Source organism: Paenibacillus lautus, assembly GCF_050482385.1.
Taxonomy (GTDB): Bacteria; Bacillota; Bacilli; order Paenibacillales; family Paenibacillaceae; genus Paenibacillus_AQ; species Paenibacillus_AQ lautus_B.
This window is the reverse complement of the sequence record NZ_JBCNHV010000018.1, coordinates 79,728-102,183: the sequence shown is the minus strand read 5'-3', so window position 1 is coordinate 102,183 and position 22,456 is coordinate 79,728. Positions and strand designations below refer to the sequence as shown.

The 22,456-nt window shown below is 50.0% G+C and carries 19 protein-coding genes; 17 read left to right on the top strand and 2 right to left on the bottom strand.

The genetic code is table 11. The features are described from left to right. Positions 1-117: 117 nt before the first annotated feature. The 8 genes from ABEW73_RS22735 to ABEW73_RS22700 all read left to right on the top strand — a co-directional run bounded on the left by ABEW73_RS22735 (position 118) and on the right by ABEW73_RS22700 (position 10,647). The gene (locus ABEW73_RS22735; protein WP_430169421.1) at positions 118-1,098 is read left to right on the top strand and encodes a ketoacyl-ACP synthase III; all 981 of its coding nucleotides are present in this window, start codon (positions 118-120) and stop codon (positions 1,096-1,098) included. A 186-nt stretch (positions 1,099-1,284) separates the two neighbouring features. Continuing rightward, entirely contained in the window at positions 1,285-2,631 is a 1,347-nt protein-coding gene (locus tag ABEW73_RS22730) for an ABC transporter substrate-binding protein (protein WP_430169418.1), read from the top strand. Between the two features lie 116 nt (positions 2,632-2,747). After that, entirely contained in the window at positions 2,748-3,704 is a 957-nt protein-coding gene (locus tag ABEW73_RS22725) for a carbohydrate ABC transporter permease (protein WP_430169417.1), read from the top strand. Next, positions 3,701-4,564, top strand: a complete 864-nt coding sequence (locus ABEW73_RS22720) for a carbohydrate ABC transporter permease (RefSeq protein ID WP_076325640.1) — start codon at positions 3,701-3,703, stop codon at positions 4,562-4,564. Before ABEW73_RS22725 ends, ABEW73_RS22720 begins: the two co-directional genes overlap by 4 nt. Before the next feature lie 80 nt (positions 4,565-4,644). Then, on the top strand, positions 4,645-6,366 hold the full coding sequence (locus tag ABEW73_RS22715) for a cache domain-containing sensor histidine kinase (RefSeq protein ID WP_430169413.1): 1,722 nt from the start codon (positions 4,645-4,647) through the stop codon (positions 6,364-6,366). Positions 6,367-6,382: 16 nt separating this feature from the next. Then, complete coding sequence (locus tag ABEW73_RS22710; protein WP_430169411.1) at positions 6,383-7,726, top strand: ABC transporter substrate-binding protein; 1,344 nt, start codon at positions 6,383-6,385, stop codon at positions 7,724-7,726. Between the two features lie 24 nt (positions 7,727-7,750). Continuing rightward, positions 7,751-9,349 (top strand): response regulator, encoded by a 1,599-nt coding sequence (locus tag ABEW73_RS22705; RefSeq protein WP_430169409.1) that lies wholly within the window; start codon positions 7,751-7,753, stop codon positions 9,347-9,349. A 326-nt stretch (positions 9,350-9,675) separates the two neighbouring features. Next, positions 9,676-10,647 (top strand): ring-cleaving dioxygenase, encoded by a 972-nt coding sequence (locus ABEW73_RS22700; protein ID WP_215154748.1) that lies wholly within the window; start codon positions 9,676-9,678, stop codon positions 10,645-10,647. Between the two features lie 191 nt (positions 10,648-10,838). Here ABEW73_RS22700 and ABEW73_RS22695 read toward each other — a convergent pair whose 3' ends face one another. Then, positions 10,839-11,792 (bottom strand): helix-turn-helix transcriptional regulator, encoded by a 954-nt coding sequence (locus ABEW73_RS22695; protein ID WP_430169406.1) that lies wholly within the window; start codon positions 11,790-11,792, stop codon positions 10,839-10,841. 130 nt (positions 11,793-11,922) lie between these two features. Here ABEW73_RS22695 and ABEW73_RS22690 point away from each other — a divergent pair, with 130 nt between their 5' ends. Then, a complete protein-coding gene (locus ABEW73_RS22690) occupies positions 11,923-12,816 on the top strand; it encodes an SDR family oxidoreductase (protein WP_430169403.1) in 894 nt (297 codons plus the stop codon). A gap of 204 nt (positions 12,817-13,020) precedes the next feature. Here ABEW73_RS22690 and ABEW73_RS22685 read toward each other — a convergent pair whose 3' ends face one another. Then, positions 13,021-13,278 carry a GlsB/YeaQ/YmgE family stress response membrane protein gene (locus tag ABEW73_RS22685; RefSeq protein WP_076325633.1) on the bottom strand — a complete coding sequence of 86 codons (258 nt, stop codon included), beginning with the start codon at positions 13,276-13,278 and terminating at the stop codon, positions 13,021-13,023. A gap of 196 nt (positions 13,279-13,474) precedes the next feature. Between ABEW73_RS22685 and ABEW73_RS22680 the strand changes: the two genes are divergently transcribed. The 8 genes from ABEW73_RS22680 (at position 13,475) to ABEW73_RS22645 (ending at position 22,436) form a co-directional block, all read left to right on the top strand. Beyond that, on the top strand, positions 13,475-14,209 hold the full coding sequence (locus ABEW73_RS22680) for an acyl-[acyl-carrier-protein] thioesterase (RefSeq protein WP_430169450.1): 735 nt from the start codon (positions 13,475-13,477) through the stop codon (positions 14,207-14,209). Between the two features lie 62 nt (positions 14,210-14,271). Then, positions 14,272-14,964, top strand: a complete 693-nt coding sequence (locus ABEW73_RS22675; RefSeq protein ID WP_430169402.1) for a response regulator transcription factor — start codon at positions 14,272-14,274, stop codon at positions 14,962-14,964. A gap of 9 nt (positions 14,965-14,973) precedes the next feature. Continuing rightward, positions 14,974-15,960, top strand: coding sequence for a sensor histidine kinase (locus ABEW73_RS22670; RefSeq protein ID WP_430169399.1), 987 nt, complete (start codon positions 14,974-14,976; stop codon positions 15,958-15,960). A gap of 547 nt (positions 15,961-16,507) precedes the next feature. Then, entirely contained in the window at positions 16,508-17,278 is a 771-nt protein-coding gene (locus ABEW73_RS22665; protein WP_430169397.1) for an ABC transporter ATP-binding protein, read from the top strand. Then, positions 17,253-19,181 carry an ABC transporter permease gene (locus ABEW73_RS22660; RefSeq protein WP_430169394.1) on the top strand — a complete coding sequence of 643 codons (1,929 nt, stop codon included), beginning with the start codon at positions 17,253-17,255 and terminating at the stop codon, positions 19,179-19,181. Before ABEW73_RS22665 ends, ABEW73_RS22660 begins: the two co-directional genes overlap by 26 nt. Before the next feature lie 85 nt (positions 19,182-19,266). Then, positions 19,267-20,088 carry an MBL fold metallo-hydrolase gene (locus ABEW73_RS22655; RefSeq protein WP_430169391.1) on the top strand — a complete coding sequence of 274 codons (822 nt, stop codon included), beginning with the start codon at positions 19,267-19,269 and terminating at the stop codon, positions 20,086-20,088. Positions 20,089-20,372: 284 nt separating this feature from the next. Continuing rightward, positions 20,373-21,032, top strand: coding sequence for a response regulator transcription factor (locus ABEW73_RS22650; RefSeq protein ID WP_430169388.1), 660 nt, complete (start codon positions 20,373-20,375; stop codon positions 21,030-21,032). Positions 21,033-21,035: 3 nt separating this feature from the next. Beyond that, the gene (locus tag ABEW73_RS22645) at positions 21,036-22,436 is read left to right on the top strand and encodes a sensor histidine kinase (protein ID WP_430206400.1); all 1,401 of its coding nucleotides are present in this window, start codon (positions 21,036-21,038) and stop codon (positions 22,434-22,436) included. Positions 22,437-22,456: the final 20 nt, after the last annotated feature.

Here is a 22,456-nt window from a genome sequence, read left to right as displayed (position 1 = left end):
TATGTGTTTAGATGTAGGTGAAGTTGGTGAAGGCTGTAATGAACATATATAAAAATAAATTAGTACCAAGTACTAGTACTTGGTGATATAATAGTTAAAAACTTGGAGGTGTGAATGATGAGCCAATCAAAGTCAAGAATTACGGCAATCGGGACCTATGTTCCTGAACGGATATTAACTAATGCAGATTTAGAGAAGATGGTTGAGACGAGTGATGAGTGGATTGTGCAGCGAACAGGCATGAGGGAACGCCGGATTGCTGCCCCGCATGAGTACGTATCGGATCTTGCCATAAAGGCTGTAGAGGATATGGTTGATCGGTACGGCGTTACCGTACGGGATGCCGATATGATTCTTGTGGCCACAAGCACGCCGGAGTATTCTTTTCCCAGTACAGCCTCCCGGGTGCAATCGAAGCTGGGCATTGCAAGCACGGGTGCCCTGGATCTGAATGCCGCTTGTGCGGGATTTGTTTATGCACTCCAGATGGCTGACGGATTAATATCCGGGGGAGCCTACCGTAAGATCCTGGTTATCGGCGCAGAAACCTTATCGAAGATTACGGATTACACCGACCGGACAACATGCGTATTGTTTGGGGATGGCGCCGGTGCCGTATTGTTGGAGAAAGATGAGGATTCGTCAGGTGTCATAGCGTCTGTATCGGGAACCTTTGGCGAAGGCGGCATTCATCTGTATAAAACAGCGCTCTCCGAGCAAATGGACGGTACCGAATTAAAGAGCGGCTGCCTTGTTCAAAATGGCCGTGAAATTTATAAGTGGGCTATTCGGAACATTCCGGACGGTGTCCGTACCCTTCTGTCCAAAGGAGGCATGACCGCGGAAGAAGTGGATTGGTTTGTGCCGCATAGCGCCAATCTTCGCATGATCGAAGCGATTAACGAGCGGGGGCCATTTACCATGGACCGCACCTTAACCAGCGTCGAGTACCGCGGGAATACGTCGGCAGCCTCCATTCCGCTTGCACTTCAGCTGGCGGTGGATGAAGGACGGCTGAAAGCGGGAGATAACGTCTTACTCTACGGGTTTGGCGGGGGAATGACCTATGCTGGCTCCATCGTAAAATGGACGATATGATTCCTTAATACCTATAAGACCGCTATCGATATTCGATATGCGGTTTTTTTGTGCTGCTATTTTTGGATAACGAACCTGAATCGTAATAAATTCAACTCAAATTCGAAAGTTTACCACCTCAAAATTTGGCGCCGCTTTCATTAGACTAAAGAAGAAAAATACGTTCCATGGAAGAGGGGTAGAACAATGAAAAGGTTTAAGTCATGGAGCTTGCTGCTCCTGAGTATCATCATGGTGTTCACGCTGGCCGCATGTGGAGGCGGTAACGGAAGCAGTAAGGCTGAATCTCCGGGGGGAGGCAGCAGCAACGAAGAAACGGACAATACGAAAGAAGGAACCGAGTCCACAGAGAAAATCGAGCTCTCCTTCTGGTCGCTGGGAACGACCAACTATGAGGACCTGGCGAAGGAATATACGAAGGAGCATCCGAACATCACGTTTAAATTCCAGAATACCTCGGACCAAACCGCACATCACAACAACCTGACGACAGCATTGTCCGCAGGCTCGGGTGCGCCTGACATTTTTCAATTAGAAATCGCTTTTATGGAGCGTTTTATCAACAACCAGGATAAATTCTACAATCTGTACGATCTCGGCGCCAAAGACTTAGAAGGCAACTACCTGGAATGGAAATGGAAGCAGGCCACATCGGTTGACGGCTCCTTCCAACTCGGTCTGCCTACAGACATCGGTCCTACGGTTGTATATTACCGTACGGATCTGGCTGAGCAAGCCGGATTGCCGACGGATCCAGACGGGTTTAGCGCAGCGATTGATTCATGGGATAAATTCTCCAGCGTAGCCAAGGACTTCACAAGCAAAACAGGAAAACCGTTCGCGGACTTGACGGACCTGGTATACAACGGGGTGCGCGACCAGTCCCCGGATCAAATCTATTTCAACAAAGAAGACGGCTCCTTTATCGGAGATACGAACCCGCAAGTGAGAAAAGCTTACGACTTTACGGTAAAAGGAATTCAGGAAGGCTGGATCGGCAACTGGATTCTGTGGTCTCCTGAATGGCAAAAAGCGATCAATGATGGAGACTTTGGCGTCATGCTCGGCCCGGCTTGGATTGCCGGCACGATCCGCAATGCCAAGGATACCGCAGGCAAATGGCAGATTGCCCAGCTTCCTGAAGGAGCAGGCAACTGGGGTGGTTCGTTCCTGACCTTGCCGAAGGAAGGCAAACATTCGAAGGAAGCGTATGAATTTATCTCGTGGGTGCTGAACCAAGAGAATCAGCTGAAATCGTTCAAGGATAGCGGCTTATTCCCTTCCATTCCTGCGGTTTACAGCGAGCCTTCCTTCACGGAAGAGAAGGATGAATTCTTCAGCGGTCAGGTTATTTCCGAAGCATATGCCAAGTCAGCCGAGCGTATCAAGCCGGTGTACTACGGGCCGCTGCATGACCAGACCGACACCATTATCAAGAACGCGCTTAAGAACGTGCTGGAGAAAAAAGCCGACCCGCAAAAAGAATGGGAAAGCGCGATGAAACAAATCAAGACGCTGGTGGATCGCAGCTAGGAAAAGGATCATTCCTCGCTAGCTCGTTTATCCCATAATCCGTCCGAATCCGAGTAGGGGAGGAAGCTCTCTTCGCTCGGATTCGGATTTATCCTTACCTACCTGGAGGTGCATTCATGGCAGACACAGCTACAGCAGAGTCATCGCGACCGGTGCCCCCGAGGCGGCGCTTGTTGACGGAGACTGTGCGAAGCCGGTTTACGGCTTATACGTTCATATCGCCTTTCTTTATATTATTCACAATTTTTGGACTGTATCCGATTCTTTTTACCATCTATTTGTCCTTCTTCAAATGGGACGCACTTGGACCGATGAAGTACGTCGGCTTCAAGAACTACGAGCTGATTACAAGCGACCCGACCTTCTGGATCGCGTTTAGCAACACACTCATTATGGCTTTGATGGGTACCGTGCCGCAGCTGATTGTGGCATTATTTGTTGCGGTTATGCTCAATTCGGCCTTAAACAAATTCAAGAACACATTCCGCATTCTGTATTTCATGCCGAACATCACCTCCATCGTTGCCGTGACGCTCGTGTTCAGTACGATGTTTGGCAACAACGGGATGGTCAACTGGATGCTGAACACCTTCGGCGCGGAAAGCGTACCGTTCAACTCCGGCTGGTGGGGTGTCAAAATCGCGATTTCGACCATGGTCATGTGGCGGTGGATGGGCTATAACGCCATTATTTTTCTGTCGGGTCTGCAGAGCATTCCGACTGATATTTATGAGGCGGCCAAAATCGACGGCGCCACCCGAGGCCAACAGCTGCTCTATATCACGCTGCCGCTTCTTCGCCCATTCATTCTGTTTGTCACCTTGGTATCAACGATCGGGGCGCTCCAATTGTTTACGGAGCCTTATGTATTCCTCGGTCAGTCCGGCACGGGCTCTACGCGTCAGGAAGGGGTAACAATGGTCACTTATCTGTATAATGAAGCATTTAAGAACGGATTTTTCGGTACGGCTGCGGCAACGGCGGTGCTCTTGTTTATCGCCACCATTCTGTTCTCTGTATTGAATATGATGGTGGGCCGCGAAGGTAAAGATACGGGAGGTAAAAAAGCATGAGCACAGTCGCCATAAGCCGGAAAAAACCGGATGAACCCGGTGTTGTCGCCAAATTCTTCTTCTACCTCTTCATGATCCTTGGCGCGCTGGTCTCAATCTTCCCGTTCTACTGGATGTTTGTTGTAGCTACGAATGACAAGGATGCGGCATTTCATATTCCGCCGCTGCTTACGCCCGGAACGGAGTTTCTGGATAACTTCTCGCGCGTGCTGGAACGAACGGATTTTTTCAGGGCGTTAATGAACTCGGTCGTTGTGTCTACAGCCGTTACATTGTCCGTTGTATTCCTCTGTACGCTGGCGGGTTATGCTTTTGCCAAGTATGAGTTCCCTTTGAAGAAGACGCTGTTTGTTTTTGTCATTGCCACGATGCTGGTGCCTGCTCAGCTGGGCGTGCTTCCACAGTACGTCATCATGGCAAAGCTGCACTGGATCGACAGCTACAAAGCGCTGATCGTGCCCGCCATGGTCAATGCCTTCGGCATCTTCTGGATGCGACAGTACATCGCTTCCGCGGTTCATACCGAGCTGATCGAAGCGGGGCGGATTGACGGCGGGGGACATTTCCGGATTTTCTGGAACATAGCCATTCCTGTCGTAACACCGGCGATGGCTACACTGGGGATTCTGAATTTCATGAATGTGTGGAATGATTTTTTCTGGCCGCTCGTCGTATTGAAAAACAGAGAAAATTACACCATTCAAATTGCGCTGCAGCAATTGTTCACCAATAAGGACGGCCTTGATTTCGGAATGATCATGTCGGCCACCTTCACGGCTACGCTGCCGCTTCTCATTGTGTTTCTATTGTTTAGCCGCTATGTCATCGCAGGTCTCACATCAGGTGCGATAAAAAGTTAACATGCGGGGTGATGTCTTACAAGGAATGCGGACTGTCATGAAGAATAATAGACATAGTAGAGTGGAGGGAGGAAAGATCCATGAAACTCCGCCGAAAGATATTGCTGGCTATTATTCTTCTGGTCTTCATTCCGGTCATCGCGCTGGGCGGGGTATCCTATTACAGTTTTTCGGAAGCAATGGAGAAGAAGTCGAATGATTTCTACTGGATTTCGCTTCTGGAAACGGATCGGAAGCTGAAGTTCGCTTTGAATGAAATCACGACGATATCAAACTCGGCGATCACCCAGCAGTCGGTTCAGCAGATGCTGAAACAGCCGGAATATGCAGTTACCTACGAGCAGCGCCAGGAGATCAACAATTTGATCAATCATCCGATGATTGCGTCGTTTGCCTTTTATTCGAACGACCAATTGCTTTATCATACGAATGGCGGAATGGAGCTTCAGGAGCTGAGACAGCAGGAATGGTATGAAGCGGTGGAGAAGGCGGAAGGGCGCCCTGTATGGGTCGGTCCCGGCGAGAACGGCTCGGCGGCATCCGGTTCCCCCGTTTTGATCCAATCCAGAGTCATTAAGGATTATTACTCGCTGGAGGATATCGGGACGGTCGTGATTTATGTGAAGCCGGATTTGCTCGATCAGGTGTTCTGGGAGGCGGCAACGCTGAAGCAGGGCGATATTTTACTAGTCAACAAGCAGGGCCGGATCGTGTTCAGCAAGTCAGGCGGACATATTGGGGAGCGGACAGCATTCCCGTTTCTGTCGGATAGCTATACGAATGGCAAAGGTTATTATATCGATCAATATGCAGATGAAAAATCGCTGATCACATATTCTCCTTCTCACAATAAAGAATGGTTTCTGGTTGCCATCACGCCAAGCAAACTCATCTCGGCCGAATCGGTCTCGATTCGTAATCTGGCCTTGATTCTGGGATTGATCTCGCTCATATCGGCGTTCCTGTTCGATCGGTTTTTTGTGCGCAGAATGGTGCGCAGCATCATCAGCGCGGTGAACGGGATGAAGCGCGTCAAGCAGGGAATCTTCGTTCCGATCCCATCGCATAAAGTGGCGGAGGACGAGACGGATCTGTTAATTGACGGCTTTAACCGGATGAGCACGCAGATCCAGGAGCTGATCGGACAGGTCGAGACGGAACAAGCACGGAAAAAGGAAGCGGAGCTGCAGGCGCTGGTCGCTCAGATCAATCCGCATTTTATATACAATTCACTGGAATCGATTAATTCGATGGCCGTGCTTCAGGGAAACAAGGACATCAGCAAGATGGTGGTCTCCCTCGGAAAGCTGCTTCGCATCAGCATCAGCGAGCATCATGAGCTTATACCGCTTAGCATGGAGCTGGAGCATGTCCAGCATTATATGCGGATACAGAAATTCCGGTTTGAAGAAAAGTTCGATTACGGCATAGAGCTTCCGAATGCGCTGAAGCATTACGTTACGCAAAAGCTGATTGTTCAACCGATTGTTGAGAACGCTTTATATCACGGGATTGAGCCGATGGAGGAAAGCGGATTGATCTCGATCAGGGTGTCCGAAGACGGTGAGGATATCGTGATTGATGTGGAGGACAACGGTCCGGGCTTTGATCCGGAGACGCTGATCAAGCTCTGGAATACGGACCCGGGACAACTGAAGAAGTATCGCGAGAATGGAGTCGGTCTTAAGAATGTGCATGAAAGGCTGCGGATCCGGTTTGGCAGCCGTTACGGATTGATGATCTGTTCCTCGCCCGGTTACGGCTCCTTGATACGAATCCGAATACCGAAAATACTGACATGACAGGAGGTGCTGCAGCGTGAGGTGGTTTTGGAATTGGGGCTGGATTGTCGGGTATGCCGCGCTGCTGGCGCTGTCTGTCGCGTGGGTTACGGTGCAGAGTCAGGGACCGGCCCTGGAGGAACAGCCGGAGAAAATCACGCTAACGTTCCGGCATTTCTGGAACAAGGAGCATGACAAACCGGTGCTGGCTATATTCGAGAGTATTGTCCGCACGTATGAGAAAGCGCATCCCAATGTAAAGGTGAACTTTGAGAGCATCGATCAGACGATTCATCGGGAACAAAAGCTGAAAAGCGAGATGGTCACGGGTACGCCGCCGGATATGTTTGTCCTGTTCGGGGGAGCCGAGATTATGCCGTATGCCAGATCCAACCGGCTGATGGACTTAACGGATTTTTTGCAGGATACCGGTCTGAAAGAGCAATTCAAAGATCTGCACCATTGGACCTTCGACAATCGGATCTACGGCCTGCCTTTTGAGGGGCACGCGGAGCCGATCTATTATAATCGGGCTTTATTCCGGAAGCTGAAGCTGGAGGCTCCGAAGACGTTGGCAGAGCTGAATGAGGTGATTCGCAAGCTTCGCGAGAACGATATCATTCCCTTTGCTCTTGGGAACGAAGACCGCTGGCCGGCAGGGATTTTTGCGCATTATTTCATGGATCGGTATGCGGGGCCGGAGCTGATTGACCGGCTGGTTGAAGGCGAGGATCAGGTCAGCTTTGTGCATAAGTCGTATTTGGAGGCGTTTAAGCAGCTGGAGTCGTGGATCAACGAAGGGGCGTTCAGTCCGAACGCGAATGATATTTCCACGGAAGAAGCGATAGCCCAGTTTACCGAAGGGAAGGCAGCGATGTATCTGAACGGCAGCTGGGATATCACGCTGTTCCGGAATGAGGATCATCCGGATTTTCAGGACGAGGTAGGCGTCATTCCCTTTCCGTCCCTTCTTCCCGGTGAAGAACGGTCCTTGGCAGGCGGATACACCATCGGCATCGGGCTGTCATCGGATTTGGATGAGTCGAAGAAGCAAGCGGCTTTGGAGCTGCTGGGCATGTTCTATACCCCAGAGGTGCAGACGCGGCTGGTGTATGAAGGGCTCCGCGTTCCTTCGATGAAGATTGCCTATGATTCGAAGAAAACCGGGCCGGTGTTCGCTCAGGTCACGGAATTGATGGAGGAATCCACAAGTACCTTTCTGCCATATGACAACAAGCTGTCACCTGAGGTGAACCGTTTATTCCTCAAAGTGATTGAGGATATGATTGGAGGACGGACGCAAGCAGCCGACGCACTGGAACAGATTCAGAAGTCCTCGGTGCGCTATTGGCAGCTAAGGCGAAACACGGTGCCGGAGTAACCAAAAGAGACAAGGGGGAACGTCATGGGCGGATCGGACGGTAAATTCAGAGTCATTCTGGTTGATGATGAGCCGATCATTCTGCGCAGTCTAAGAGCAGCCATTCCCTGGGATGAGCTGGATCTGGAAGTCGTAGGGGAGGCCAAGACAGGGGACAGCGCTCTCAAGCTGGCGCGTGAAGTGTCGCCGCATATGATCATCAGCGATATTCGGATGCCGGGAATGGATGGCATTACGCTCATGAAGGAGCTGAAGGCGGATCAGGCACGTCGGATCATTATTTTCATTAGCGGGTACGGAGAGTTCGAATACGCAAGGGAAGCGCTGCGCGAAGGGGCTTTCGATTACTTGCTGAAGCCGATCGATCACGATGAGTTGACGGAAACGATAGCTAAGGCAGCCAGAACCCTGGAGAAGCAGATTGCGGATGACCACATGCTGCACTCGATCAAGGTTTTATCGCTGCTGGCCCGGGAGAGGATGCTGACGGAATTTATCGAGGGGAACCGAAGCCCCTTGCAGCATATGCAGTGGCTGGAAGACAGCCAGCTGGAGCATGGATACACGATGGCTGTCATTCAATTGGATCATTACTTGCGGCTGAACGAGTTATGGAGCATGGACGAGAAGCGCCTGTGGCTGTTTGCCGTACGGAATGTCCTCGAGGAATGGTCCCTGCAGCATGGCGGACTGACGGTATTTCCTTTCCGCAGCGGCGAATGGGTGCTGCTGTTTCCGAACCTGACAAGGGAGCGGCAGGAGGAGATCGGCCGGGATCTGGTGCAATTGATCAAGCGGAATACGAAGCTGTCCTGCTCGGTCGGCTTCAGTCCCAGCATGGCCGGGATTGACCGCTTGGGGACGGCTTACGAGACGGCCGTCCGCGCCTTATACCAGCGGTTCTATTCCGGGGAAGAGGGGGTGTTCCTCGGGACTCCCGATTCCATTATGGAAACGGCCAGCGAAGCAAAGTATCCGAAGCATCTAGAGTCGCTGATGGTGGAAAGCATCCGCACGCTTCACAAGGAGCGGCTGTTGGAGCTTTTTGACGAGACCAAGGCTTATATCGAGGAGCATGCGTTCAGCCGGGAAATGACCGAGCGGGTGCTGCTGGAGATGAGCGTTGTGCTGTATCGGCAGTTTGAGCATATGAAAGTGCTGTTTGAGTGGTCGCTGGAGGAATTGCTGCAGGAGCTTCATGCATCCGGCACGCTTCAGCAGCTGATGAATGTCATCAAGAGCCATTTCAGCAAGTGGATTGCCGAGAGCCGGTCCGGGCAGGCCAAGGACAATGTCCAGGCCGTTATGGGTAAGGCCAAGGATTATATCGCGGAAAATTACCAGAAGGATCTCAGCATTGAAGAGGTTTCGGAGCTGGCGGATTTGAGCATCAGCCATTTCTGTACCCTGTTTAAGGCAACAACGGGATATACGTTTCTGGAATACTTGACGGAATGCCGGATCGAGAAGGCTAAAAGCATTTTGCTGAATACGGATGTGAAGGTATATCAGGTGGCGCCGATGGTAGGGTATCAGGATCCTCGATATTTCACGCAGGTATTTAAGAAAATAACAGGGAAAACGCCCTCCGAGTATCGCGAAGAGACGATATCCAAGACATAAAGAGGCGATGACCCGTTCGTGGTGTTATTGGGCAGTCATGTGAGGATAGGTTTCAGCATAGCAGGGAATGAATAACAGATCTATTTTTCCGGGTTTGATCAAGGAAAAAGGAGTTCTGTTATTTTTATTTTAAATATCTTAATATTAAGACTTGACGATTCCTTAGTTAAATACTAAACTGAGATTAAGCACCAGATGCACACGATAAGTTGAAGAAGCAAGGGTGAAGGTGCTTTTTGATTAAGGAGCTTTTTGAATAAGGCGTTTATCATGAGATCGTGTTTTGTTAATGAAGAATAAATCAAATATAGATGGAGGTTGAAGTCATGAAGTTTAAAGGAATTCATCACGTATCTGCGTTAACGGCTGCGGCTTCGCGGAACTTCGAATTTTATACGAAGGTTCTTGGCATGCGGCTGGTCAAGAAAACGGTGAACCAGGACGATGTATCGGTATACCATCTGTTTTATGGCGACGAAAAAGGAAACCCTGGGACGGAGCTGACCTTCTTCGAAATTCCGATGGCAGGCCGGACCCGCGAGGGAAACAACAGCATCTCGGCAACATCCCTCCGCGTACCTAGTGACCGCGCTTTGGAATATTGGACCCAGCGGCTGGATGAACATGGGGTAGAACGCGAGGAGATCAAGGAACGTGCCGGCCGATTGACGCTTCTCTTCAGAGATTTCGAGGGCCAGCGCATCATTCTGGTCTCGGATGAACATAATGAGGGAGTTCCTGGGGGCATCCCTTGGGAAAAGGGACCGGTTCCTGCGGAATACGCCATCATCGGATTAGGTCCGGTGCAGCTGACCGTTCCTAATGCAGTGCAGACCGTGAAGGTATTGACGGAGCTGATGGGTTTCCGTTACAAAGGGCAGTATGCCTCCCCAGTAGACGGGCAGGCGGATATCCTTGTTTTTGAGACAGGAGAAGGCGGCACGGGAGCGGAAGTGCATGTAGAGGAACGAACAGACCTTCCGCAGGAGCGGCTTGGTCGGGGCGGCGTTCATCACGTTGCTTTCCGCGTAGAGGACGAGGAAGAGCTCCGGGCATGGATCAACCGGATTGGCGATGTAGGATTTTCGAATTCGGGTTTTGTCGATCGTTTCTACTTCCGTTCCTTGTATTTCAGAGAGCCTAACGGTATTTTGTTCGAGGTGGCTACTGATGGCCCGGGTTTTGATACGGATGAGCATATCGATCATCTCGGCGAATCCCTTGCGCTGCCACCCTTCCTTGAGCCGAAGCGGGAACAGATTGAAGCCCACCTAAAGCCTCTCCATACCATTCAATAATGATGGCGCCTATAAGCGCAGCAAAGAGCACCGGGCAAGCCCCCATTTTTGGGGCATTTGCCTGGTGCTTTTTTTTTAGATATCAGAAAGAATAAATTTCGAGCTTGTGACTTCCTGATATCGCAAGAAAAACTTCCTCTAATTGCGGTCTGTCATCTGTGAAAGAACGTCGATAGGCGTTTTTCTTACATCTATTCATATAGCCGTGAAATGGCTTTTGCGGCTGTGCTGACATGCTCACGCAGCTCCTGCGGAGCCATCACCTCGATTTCCGCTCCGCAGCTTAGAAGAAATGCCGAGGCCGATTCCAAGGTGTTGAATTCCAAATCGGCTTCTATCCATCCGTCATGCTGGCTTTCCATGTCGCATCGGATTATTTTTACGTATCGCTCCCGCTCAAAGCGCTTGATTAGAGAGACGGTCATTCGAACCTGTGCCGGATACTGCGGGAGATTCTGCATGAACCGTGCCAGCGACTTCTCCCAATACTCGGCTAGATTAAAATCAGCCGGGCGCTCGAAGGTATCCTCGGACATGACGGCATCCACGATTCTCGATACACGGTAGGTTCGCAGCTCGCCTTCGGATTCCGCGACCACATACCAGGTGCTGCGTTTGGCAACCAGCCCGAGCGGATGAATGACTCTTTCGGCCCGCTCCTCCCCCTTCATATATTGGATTCGAATGATACGATCCAGCCATAGCGCCTCCTGAAGCACTGTAAGATACGGATGGGATTCACGGTAGGAGTGCCAGCCTGCGCCATCAATATGGATTTTCTCCCGAATGATTTCGGCGTCCTGCCGAATGGAGCGGGGGGAAGAGGCCAATAATTTCTGATAAGCTGCATCAAACTGCTTGCGGATTCCCAAATCCCCGATCAGTGGGCTGTGACTGGAGACTAGCAGGGAGATAAGCTCGTCAGGCGTCATCCCGGTCAGGTTCGTTCGATAGCTCTCCTCCAGCACCCAACCGCCGAGGGAGCCTCTTTCCGCATAGACGGGAATACCGGCCGAGCTTAGACTTTCCATATCGCGTATGATCGTTCGTTCCGATACCTCGAGCTGCTCTGCCAAATACCGGGTATTCTTCTTACCTCCGTTCTGAAGCATCAGCATAATGGACAATAGACGATCCGCCCTCAAGTCATGTCACCTCTTTAACATCTGTAGAAGATAATTGTATTGTAGCACGGATATAAGACAAGGGATGTCATATATGACTGATACGATAAGGATGTTGAGAAAATTCAGTATCCAGGTTGGAGGTTATGCTATGAATAAGAATGAGCACAAGCCATTACAGGGAAAAGTAGCCGTCGTTGCCGGAGCGACCCGAGGGGCTGGCCGCGCCATTGCGGTGATGTTGGGCGCCTCTGGGGCAACGGTGTATTGCACAGGACGGAGCGTACGGGGTCAGGTATCGGATATCAAGCGGTCCGAGACGATTGACGACACGGCGGATATGGTGACAGAGCGAGGCGGAATCGGCATCGCCGTGCAATGTGACCATACGGTGGAGGAGCAAGTAAAGGCATTGTTTGAACGGATTCGTGAGGAGCAGCAAGGACGGCTGGACATCCTCGTCAATGATATATGGGGAGGCGAGAACCTCACGCACTGGAATATCCCGTTCTGGGAGCAGTTTCTGTCCGATGGATTGCTGATGCAGGAGCGCGCGGTTACCACGCACATGATCACAAGTTATTACGGAGTTCCGCTTATGGTGGAGAACGGCGGGGGATTGGTCATTGAAGTTACGGATGGATCTACGTATCGGTATCGCGGAAACTTGTATTACAGCCTGGCAAAAATTTCGGCGATCCACCTGGCTGAAGCCATGGCGGAAGAGTTGCGTCCATATCAGGTAACCGCGCTGTCCGTTACACCGGGATTTCTGCGTTCCGAGCAAATGCTGGATCACTTTGGCGTGACGGAAGAGAATTGGCAGGATGCCACAGCGAAAGAGCCGCATTTCATCGAGTCGGAGACCCCGTATTTCCTGGGACAGGGCATTGCGGCGCTCGCGGCCGATCCGCATGTTGCGGACAAGAGCGGCAAGGCACTAACCAGCTGGGATTTATCGGATGAATACGGGTTTAGCGACATCGATGGACGCAGGCCGCATTGGGGCAATTATGCGAAGAAGCAAGGACTTCCTCTTACTTAAAAAGAAAGGGGAGCATGTAAAACAGGGTGACCTACCGCCATGATGGCGAATAGGTCACCCTGTTCTGTTGTGGATTTTTAATTCGTTCATTCGCGAATACCGCTGCGTATAATCTGGATCGTGCAGTTGCCGGTGAGTCGCTCCATGAAAGTCAAAATTCCATTTCAATCAATGTTAGGTTCAATCAAGTTAGGTTCAATCTAGTTAGGAACGGCCTCGTCTCATCGAACCCATGATCAGGCTGACGATAAAGACAAGCACGACGGCACCGATCAGAGCAGGCAGGATGTAGAATCCTCCCATTTCCGGTCCCCAAGACCCGAGCAGAAGTCCACCCAGCCAAGCACCGACAAAACCGGCAATGATGTTACCGATGATACCGCCGGGAATGTCTCTGCCCATAATCAAGCCTGCAATCCAACCAATGATACCACCAACGATTAATGACCAAAGAAAACTCATTGTTTATCACCTCGTATAAGTTATAGTTGTTTGTGCCTTACTATTAACCAAAGACGTGATTTTTAAACCGGATGATGACAAAATCACTTTTTTCCAGCAGACGAAATACCGTATCATGCTTTGATAAACACTGGGCATTTGATTATGCTTGAAATAGGGATAGTCTGAAAATAATAAAGGAGCTGGCATGGGACTTATGGTTGAAAAATGGACAGAAGAATATACGATTCAATCGGTTGATGCAGATTTTAAAGGGGATTGCCGTTGGTCTTCGCTGCTCAGTATTTTGCAAAGAGCGGCTGACCGGCATATTGAGGCGCTCGGGATTAGTCGCGAGGAGATGATCGAGCGGGGGATGGGCTGGATGCTGATTACGTTGGAGCTTGATATGCGGCGCATGCCAAGGGATATGGAAACCGTATATGTAGACACCTGGAGCCGCGGGGCCAAAGGGGCGCTGTGGCATCGGGACTATCGGATAAAGAACGGCGATGGAGAATTGCTGGGCGAGGGCCGCTCGGTATGGGCGCTGGTGGATATTCATAAACGGAAAATTTTGCGTCCATCCATGTTTCCATACGAGGTGCCGATCGGTCAGGAAACGGTTGGAGAACTGCCAAGCAAAGCTGTTTTGCCGGAAGGGGTACAGCTGGATGAGGCGTATACGTACACGGTCCGGTACAGCGGAATCGATACGAATGGTCATTTGAATAATGCCCGTTATGCAGACCTGTGCTTTGACGTGCTGGATGAGCAGGAACTTCGGGAAGGACAAGTAACCGGCTTCAAGATTACATATCATCACGAGGCCAGACTGAAGGATACGATGCTGATCAAGCGTTCGGTCGAAAAGAACAATCGGGTGTATGTGCAGGGCGCGTCGCCGGACGGAACCAACTTTTTTGAAGCGGCTATCGTTAGGGAGTCATAACTATCAGGCGAATTCTTTCGGAAGGGGAAAGAGCGGCCTTACGCTTCATGGAGGGTGAACGGATGTACAAAATCATGATTGTTGAGGATGACCCGAAGCTGGCGGGGCTGCTGCAATCGCATATCGAACGGTACGGAAATGAAGGGAAAATCATCGAGGATTTCGATCATGTGCTGAAGCAATTCCACGAGATAAAGCCGCATATCGTTCTGCTCGATGTGAACCTGCCAAGCTTTGATGGATATTATTGGTGCCGGCAGATCAGGTCGGTTTCCACCTGTCCGATTATTTTCATATCCGCTCGGAACGGGACGCCCGATCAGTTACGGGCGCTGGAGAACGGTGCGGATGATTATATCACCAAGCCGTTTGCTTACGATATCGTCATCGCCAAAATCCACAGCCAGCTGCGTCGCGTATATGGCGATTATGCAGCAGCATCCGCCGAGCGTACGGTTGAGAAGGACGGGCTGGTCCTGTATCCCGAACGGATGGAGTTGATTCTCGAGGATCGGACATCCTTACTCACGAAAAAAGAAACAATCCTCCTGGAGACACTGCTGAGCCGGAGTCCCCGGCTGGTCACGCGCGAGACGATTCTGGAGAAGCTGTGGGATGATACGTTCGTGGACGATAATACGCTCAGCGTAAACATTAACCGGGTACGAAAACGGCTTGCGGAGTTAGGGATTGAGAATGCGCTGGAAACGATCCGTGGCTCCGGGTATCGGCTGCACACGGTTTGGAAGAGGTAAGGGAAGGTTATGAAAAAGCTGTTTTGGCGTGAGCAACTGCCTTTGATACTATTTACGATCGCCGAGTTGTTTGTGGTGCTGCTTGTATTTTGGTATGACGGTTATGATCATCCGGTGACAGCGGCTTATGCCGTTTTCCTGGGTCTGACCATTCTGGGCGGATACTTGGCATTCCGGTACTTCACGCACCGGGATTTCTATGAGCGGCTGTCACAGCCCATCAGGTCGCTGGAGGAATCGATCAAGCATAATGAATCGGCCCCGCTGCCTACGGCCCTTAGCGAGCTGATGGAAGAGCAATACCGTCAATACCGAACGGTCATGGAAGAATGGGAGCGCCGGCGGAAAGAGCATATGATTTTCATGAATCAATGGGTGCATCAGATGAAAACGCCGCTGTCCGTCATGGAGATGATCACGCAGGAGGATGATAACGACTCCTTCAAAAGTATATCCGAAGAGTCCGACCGGATTCGGCGCGGGCTGGAGATGGTGCTCTACATGTCCAGGCTCGAAACCTTTGAGCAGGATTTCAGCGTGGAGCCCGTGAAGCTGCATCAGGCGGCAGTCGATGCAGTGCACGAGAATAAGCGTTACTTTATTCACAGTCATGTGTATCCGGAAGTCCGGATCGTTTCGGATCTCACCGTCCAGACGGATGCCAAGTGGCTTCGGTTCATCCTGCTGCAGCTGCTGTCCAACGCCATCAAATATTCCGCCGGTACCGGACTTAAGGTGACGATCCAAGCCCACCGGAGCGAGGATCACCGCCATGTCGTGCTGGAGATCACGGACCGGGGGATGGGCATACCTAAATCCGATATGAAGCGGGTGTTCGACCCGTTCTATACCGGGGAAAACGGACGCAAGCTGAAGGAATCCACCGGCATGGGCTTGTATCTCGTTAAGGAGGTCGTCCATAAAATGAACCACCAAATCGAGCTGGAATCCGAGCAGGGGAAAGGAACGACCGTGAGGTTGATATTCTCGGGGTGAGACTCGGGACAAGGAATTCTTTCGGGCTAGCGGATGCTCATGAAGACATGTGAAGTTGGTGGCCGTTTAAGATCAAGATAAACGGATGGATTTAGGCGCCGAGTGGGACAGTCAGACTATTTCTAAGGCATCCCTTAGCTTATAGAGTGGTATAGTAAGTCACATAAATGATTTATGAGGACACCTTATCTAGGGTAAATGATGGTTGTTGAAATCCATCATGAAGCCCTGAGATAAGGTTCTTTCATTTGTTTTAAATACTAAGTAGGCATCCGCACGCACCAGCGGAGAGGACGAAACGATTCCGAAGAAGCGAAGCGGTCGCCTTTGCACCCGAATTTTCACCTCAGTATAATCGTTCAGAAAATTTGGGGGCAACAGCGATCGTAGGAACGTTACGTACTTGGAGCGGCTTAGAGAAGCGCAAAAGTAAATATGAATCTTACACCGATGTAAGATTGGTGAAAGAGTGATCGATAGGAGAAGCTCCGGGGATGCTATACACTAACCTTACAAAGATATAAATAACGAAGGTGAGGTTTACAAGATGGAAATACTAAATGTGCGCAATCTGGGCAAAGTCTACAAAGCCGCGGTGTCCCACGAGGCGCTTTCCAATATCAATTTGAGCATCAACCAAGGGGAATTCGTTGGCATTATGGGCCCCTCAGGCAGCGGAAAAACGACACTGCTCAACATGATCTCCACCATCGACCGACCTACGTCCGGGGAGATCACCATCGCCGGGGAGGATCCGTTCCGTTTATCCCAGGATAAACTCGCCATGTTCCGCCGCCGTGAGCTGGGGTTTATCTTTCAGTCCTTCAACCTGCTGAATACGCTGACGGTGAAAGAGAACATCCTGCTCCCTCTGGCGCTGGACGGCGTGGATCTGGATGAGATGAACCGCCGGGTGGGGATTTTGGCCGAAAAACTGGGCATTACATCGATTCTGGATAAGCGGACTTACGAAATATCGGGGGGACAGGCGCAGCGGACGGCGATAGCACGAGCCATGATCCACGTACCGAAGCTGGTTCTGGCCGATGAGCCGACAGGCAACCTGGACTCCAAGTCGGCCCGCGACGTCATGGAAATGATGGACCGGAGAAACAAGGAAGACCAAGTGACGATGCTATTGGTTACGCATGATCCGGTTGCCGCAAGCTACTGTAATCGGGTGGTGTTCATTAAGGACGGACAGTTGTACAACGAAATCACGTACGGTGAGAGCCAATCGGCCTTCTATCAAAAAATCATCAATGTGTTATCGCTGCTGGGAGGTTCGGGACATGAATTTTCGCCAGTTCGCCATTAACAACGTCCTGCGCAGCAAGCGCACGTATATTGCCCATTTCCTGAGCAGTGCCTTCTCCGTCATGATTTTTTTTACCTACGGGCTGCTGTCGTTTCACCCACAACTGAAGGATGGCCTGGTCTCCTCGAGCGATACCATGTCCTTCCTGGGTACGATGGGCATGACGGTATCGCAATACATTGTGTTTGTGTTTTCTTTCTTCTTCTTACTGTATTCGGTGGGGGCTTTCATCAAGGTCCGGAAAAAGGAGTTCGGCATTCTGCTGATCCTTGGCATGTCCCGCAAGCAATTGAACCGGATGCTGTTCATCGAGAACATCCTGATTGGCGCAGCGGCGATCGTTGTCGGCATTGGAACGGGCCTGCTGTTCTCCAAGCTGATTCTATTAATCAGCGCCAAGCTGCTGGCCGTGGATACCGGACTTCCGTTTTATTTTCCGCTCGAATCGCTGATCATCACGGCAGCAGCTTATGCCGTATTGTTCCTGCTGATTGCGCTGTTCTCCTCGTTCATGCTGCGGAAGGGCACGCTGCTCGCCCTTGTGAAAGCAGAGGAAAGCCCCAAGCCGCAGCCGAAAGCATCGCCTTGGCTGGCCGTGCTGGCAGTCCTGCTGATCGGAACCGGATACGGCATGGTCATGGCTTTTGCGATTCTCCAAATCTTCAATTTGTTCCTGCTGCTTGGAGGCGTTATCTTCGTCATCGTCGGCACGTATTTTCTCTTCACCCAGTTCAGCGTGTTTTTCATGCGGTATCTGCAGAAGAAAGAGCGGTTTTTCTTCCGTCGAACCAATCTGCTGACGGTATCGGAGCTGCTGTACAGAATCAAGGACAACGCGGTAATGTTTTTCCTCGTATCGGTCATTTCGGCATCCGCCTTTACCGGGATCGGCACAACGCTCGCCATTGGAGATCCGGGCCTGTCAGCTATGGAGAATCCTTATGCCTACACATACTCCATGTATGATGAGGACGCTGATAAAGGGAATCGGCATCTTGATATCATCAGGGAGGAGCTCAAAAAAGGTGGGTTCGATTATAAGGAGGCAGAGGTTACCCCGATTTTCTCGGATAACGGTGTGAAGCTGATTAAGCTTAGTGAATATAACAGTCTCATTCAGTCGCTGGGTTACCCGGCAGAAGCATTAGGCGACCTGGAAGGGATCTTGACTCCGGGAACGGTCTCGGAGAAGAACAGCTACCGAATCGACGGTCCCTTGAATGATCAGTTCGAGGTATTAAACGGCAAGAAATCGGAAACCGTAAAAGTTCTTAAAGCCGAAACATTCATTGCTGTACCTGAAGCCTACGGCGAGACGCTGGTCGTATCCGACCGCTTGTACAAGGATGTGTTTCAGGCACAACAGGATCAGGAGTACGGTTATGCGGCATACCATACGTTTTACGTACAGGATTGGAAGAATACAGGCGATGTGTCCAGAGCCATTCTTGATCGTCTCAATGAGGAGGAAGACTACAGTTATTATCTAAAATCATTGTATATGGATTGGAAAAGCGCCCAACAGCAGAACGGCATTCTGCTTATGGTTAGCGGCCTGGTCGGCATCGTATTTTTCACCTTCGCGGCAAGCTTTGTTTATTTCCGGCTGTATGCGGATCTTGCTCGGGACGAACAGCAGTATCGCATGATTGCCAAGGTGGGACTCAGTAAAAAAGAGCTTGGCACCATCATTACGAAGCAGCTTGTCATTATGTTCTTTCTACCGATGCTTATCGCACTCATTCACAGCGGTGTTGCCTTCATAGCCTTGCAGCAGCTGGTAGACTTCTCGATTGTAGGGCACAGTTTGAAGATCTTTATCTTCTTCCTGAGCATACAGGTCATTTATTTCTTTATTACTCGCTGGCGTTATCTGGATCGTCTTAACAAAATCATTCAGTAAAAAATCGCCATTTCTTCGTTGAAAAGTGCCAAAACGGGTATGTTATTACCAGAAGTACTTACAACAGAACGGGGGCGATTCCATAATGAATGATCACAGCATGTTAAAGACGGGTGCCGTAGAGACTGATGAGATAATGCCGGATATTCTATCCTTGCGTACCGTCATGGTGAACGTCCAGATGATCGGTACGCCGGGAACGGGCGACTGGGTATTGATTGATACGGGACTCGGAAATTTTGAAGGCTCCATTGTAGAAGAAGCGGAGAAAAGATTCGGACAGCCGCCGGTTTGTATCGTGCTCACGCACGGCCATTTCGACCATGTGGGCAATGTGAAGGCATTGGCAGACCGCTGGAGCGTACCTGTCTACGCTCATCAGGACGAACTGCCGTTCCTTACGGGAAAAGAAGACTATCCACCGGGAGATCCAAGTGTAGGCGGCGGATTGATGGCCCGCGTTGCTCCGATGTATCCCAACAAAGCCATCGATTTGGGCTCCAGGATACAACCTCTGCCGGAGGATGGCAGCGTGCCGGGTCTTCCTGAATTCAAATGGCTGCCGACACCGGGCCATAGTCCCGGTCATATCTCCCTGCTCCGCGAACGGGATCGAGTCCTCGTAGCGGGAGACGCGGTGATTACGGTGAAGCAAGAGTCGGCGCTAGCCGTCATCGGGCAGGAGAAGGAGCTGCACGGTCCGCCGATGTATTTTACACCGGATTGGGATCTTGCACGGGAATCGGTTCGCCGCCTGGCAAGCTTGAATCCTGGGGTTCTGATCACGGGACACGGGGTTTCGATGCGGGGTGAGGAGCTTACGGCTTCACTCGCGCGGCTGGCCCGGGACTTTGACCGTTTGGCCGTTCCCAAGCAAGGCCGATATGTGGATAAGGATATGAATTGAATGAGAACGGATCTGATCATCCGTTTCATGATATGTACGATTTATAGGCTGAACGAGACACCGTGAGGGCGATGACCTTGCGGTGTTTTTTAATATGAGACAGATTGTAATATGAAGTGTCTATATTAACTTGATACACACTTGGTGCTGAACAAGCCGACAAAGTTCTATATAAATAAGAATGCGCTGAAAAGTTCGCGAGAATCGCGTATTTTTTATTTTATGGATATAATTCTTATACTAGTCATGCGACAAGATTTTATATTCATAGTGGAGGATTAATGATGGCAAAAATATTGGTAGTTGAAGATGAAAAACCGATAAGCGACTTGATTACAATGAATTTAAAGCTTGTGGGGCATCAGTTTTATAAAGCTTTCAATGGGGTGGAGATGCAGACCATTCTCGAACAGGAGAAGGTTGATCTCATTTTGCTCGACGTCATGCTGCCCGGTTTGGACGGTTTTGAGCTGATGAGACGCAATCGGCATCTAAATGTTCCAGTTATTTTTATTACCGCTAAAGATTCATTATATGACCGCATTACAGGGTTTGAACTCGGCGCGGATGATTATATTATTAAACCTTTTGAAATTTTGGAGCTGCTTGCACGCATAAATGTGGTTTTACGTCGAAACGTACAGGAACATGACGGATTTATTGCGGAAGGGGTCGATGTCCGTTTGGCGGCACGGAAGATTTACAAGAACGGACAACTTGTCGAATTGACTGCAAGAGAGTTTGAACTGTTGGAGGTTTTGATTCAGAACAGAAATATCGCATTGTCCAGGGAAAAGCTGTTGGAGCTTGCCTGGGGATATGAATTTGAAGGTGATACACGCACCGTGGACGTACATATTAGGCAGCTTCGCAAAAAACTAGGGTGGGAAGAGCGCATAAAAACGATTTATAAGCTTGGTTACCGTCTAGAATCGGAGGGATGAGGCATGCGATTTTGGCAGAAAACACTACTGGTCGTGCTTATCTTGTTCATTCTGACCCTAGATGTAAGCGTAATTATGATTATGAAAAAAAGTTGGAATCTTAACATGGAAAGAGAGATTCAAAGGGCTTCTAGTGAGCAGGCATTAATTGCAAACAACATCTATGAAAATTTGAATTCAATCAAATCCCGGGGAATGTCCATTAATGATACCGTATTATTTGATGTTGCACGCTCTTATGCAGACTATTATCGGCAGCAGGGAATCGCTTTACAATTATGGGATCAGGGGCAGTTAGTGTATAGTGACGAGTCTGCTACGAAGGACATGCCCTTAATACCAAATGAACAAGCAGATGAAGAAACGGTACACGAAGTTATCATATCCAAAGAGCTGCCATCTCCTTACAATCACCTCTTGCTGACATACCGGCGGGATATCGAGGAGTTGTATGCCAAACAAGCCGAATTAAATCGTTATTTTGTTTATATCAATTTTATCGCCAGTCCAATTCTTATTATTTTGCTGTATATCCTGATCCGACAGTTAACGAAACCTTTGCGGTTATTATCCAATACGACCAAAAATATCGCAGAAGGAAATTATGGTGAACGGGTGACTTTAAAGAACAACGATGAATTTGGTGAATTGGCCCAAAATTTCAACCGAATGGCCGAAGCTGTTGAACGTCATGTAACCGAGCTTTCTGCTATGGCTGAGGCAAAGCAAAGAATTGTCGATAACCTGGCTCACGAATTGAGAACCCCTCTGACAAGTATGCAGGGTTTCGCTCAATATTTGAATTCCGCAAACATTGGCGAAGAAGAACGAATGACGGCTAGCGGTTATATCTGGAGCGAAACATTGCGCTTGAAAAATCTGGTCTTTAAGCTGCTGGATCTCTCCATCCTAAGTCATCAGCCGATAGAACGTACACCTGTGTCAGTTGTTGATCTGTTTGAATCCGTCCGGCGAACGGAACACAATAATTTGGAGATGGCTGGTATTGAACTTGTCCTGCAGGTTGAACTCGACAGCGTATGGGGGGATCGTGATCTGTTAGCGTCTTTTCTGATCAATTGCATTGAAAATTCAATTCACGCTTCATCCGAGGGTTCCGAAATCAGACTTCTCGCTTATGAACAGAATTCCGCAGCTGTACTGGAGGTGCGCGACTTTGGGAGAGGAATGAGCGCCAAGCAGGTGGAACATGCGTTTGAGCCATTCTATCGAGTGGACAACGCCCGGTCGAGAGTATATGGGGGAGCAGGGCTTGGTTTATCTTTATGTCGTCAAATTGCGGAGGCGCATCAGGCGATGTTGTTTCTCGAATCTGAGGAATATATCGGCACAACCATCCGAATTAATTTACAACTTCATAACAACAACCTTCTAACTCGATAACATTTTTAAATTAAGGTATG

Excerpts from the sequence above, each read along its gene's own strand:
- ABEW73_RS22715 (WP_430169413.1), top strand. The coding sequence starts at position 4,645 with ATGAAACTCCGCCGAAAGATATTGCTGGCTATTATTCTTCTGGTCTTC.
- ABEW73_RS22650 (WP_430169388.1), top strand. The coding sequence starts at position 20,373 with ATGGCAAAAATATTGGTAGTTGAAGATGAAAAACCGATAAGCGACTTG.
- ABEW73_RS22660 (WP_430169394.1), top strand. The coding sequence starts at position 17,253 with ATGAATTTTCGCCAGTTCGCCATTAACAACGTCCTGCGCAGCAAGCGC.
- ABEW73_RS22665 (WP_430169397.1), top strand. The coding sequence starts at position 16,508 with ATGGAAATACTAAATGTGCGCAATCTGGGCAAAGTCTACAAAGCCGCG.
- ABEW73_RS22645 (WP_430206400.1), top strand. The coding sequence starts at position 21,036 with ATGCGATTTTGGCAGAAAACACTACTGGTCGTGCTTATCTTGTTCATT.
- ABEW73_RS22680 (WP_430169450.1), top strand. The coding sequence starts at position 13,475 with ATGGTTGAAAAATGGACAGAAGAATATACGATTCAATCGGTTGATGCA.
- ABEW73_RS22735 (WP_430169421.1), top strand. The coding sequence starts at position 118 with ATGAGCCAATCAAAGTCAAGAATTACGGCAATCGGGACCTATGTTCCT.
- ABEW73_RS22725 (WP_430169417.1), top strand. The coding sequence starts at position 2,748 with ATGGCAGACACAGCTACAGCAGAGTCATCGCGACCGGTGCCCCCGAGG.
- ABEW73_RS22675 (WP_430169402.1), top strand. The coding sequence starts at position 14,272 with ATGTACAAAATCATGATTGTTGAGGATGACCCGAAGCTGGCGGGGCTG.
- ABEW73_RS22720 (WP_076325640.1), top strand. The coding sequence starts at position 3,701 with ATGAGCACAGTCGCCATAAGCCGGAAAAAACCGGATGAACCCGGTGTT.
- ABEW73_RS22670 (WP_430169399.1), top strand. The coding sequence starts at position 14,974 with ATGAAAAAGCTGTTTTGGCGTGAGCAACTGCCTTTGATACTATTTACG.
- ABEW73_RS22685 (WP_076325633.1), bottom strand. The coding sequence starts at position 13,278 with ATGAGTTTTCTTTGGTCATTAATCGTTGGTGGTATCATTGGTTGGATT.
- ABEW73_RS22655 (WP_430169391.1), top strand. The coding sequence starts at position 19,267 with ATGAATGATCACAGCATGTTAAAGACGGGTGCCGTAGAGACTGATGAG.
- ABEW73_RS22705 (WP_430169409.1), top strand. The coding sequence starts at position 7,751 with ATGGGCGGATCGGACGGTAAATTCAGAGTCATTCTGGTTGATGATGAG.
- ABEW73_RS22700 (WP_215154748.1), top strand. The coding sequence starts at position 9,676 with ATGAAGTTTAAAGGAATTCATCACGTATCTGCGTTAACGGCTGCGGCT.
- ABEW73_RS22690 (WP_430169403.1), top strand. The coding sequence starts at position 11,923 with ATGAATAAGAATGAGCACAAGCCATTACAGGGAAAAGTAGCCGTCGTT.
- ABEW73_RS22730 (WP_430169418.1), top strand. The coding sequence starts at position 1,285 with ATGAAAAGGTTTAAGTCATGGAGCTTGCTGCTCCTGAGTATCATCATG.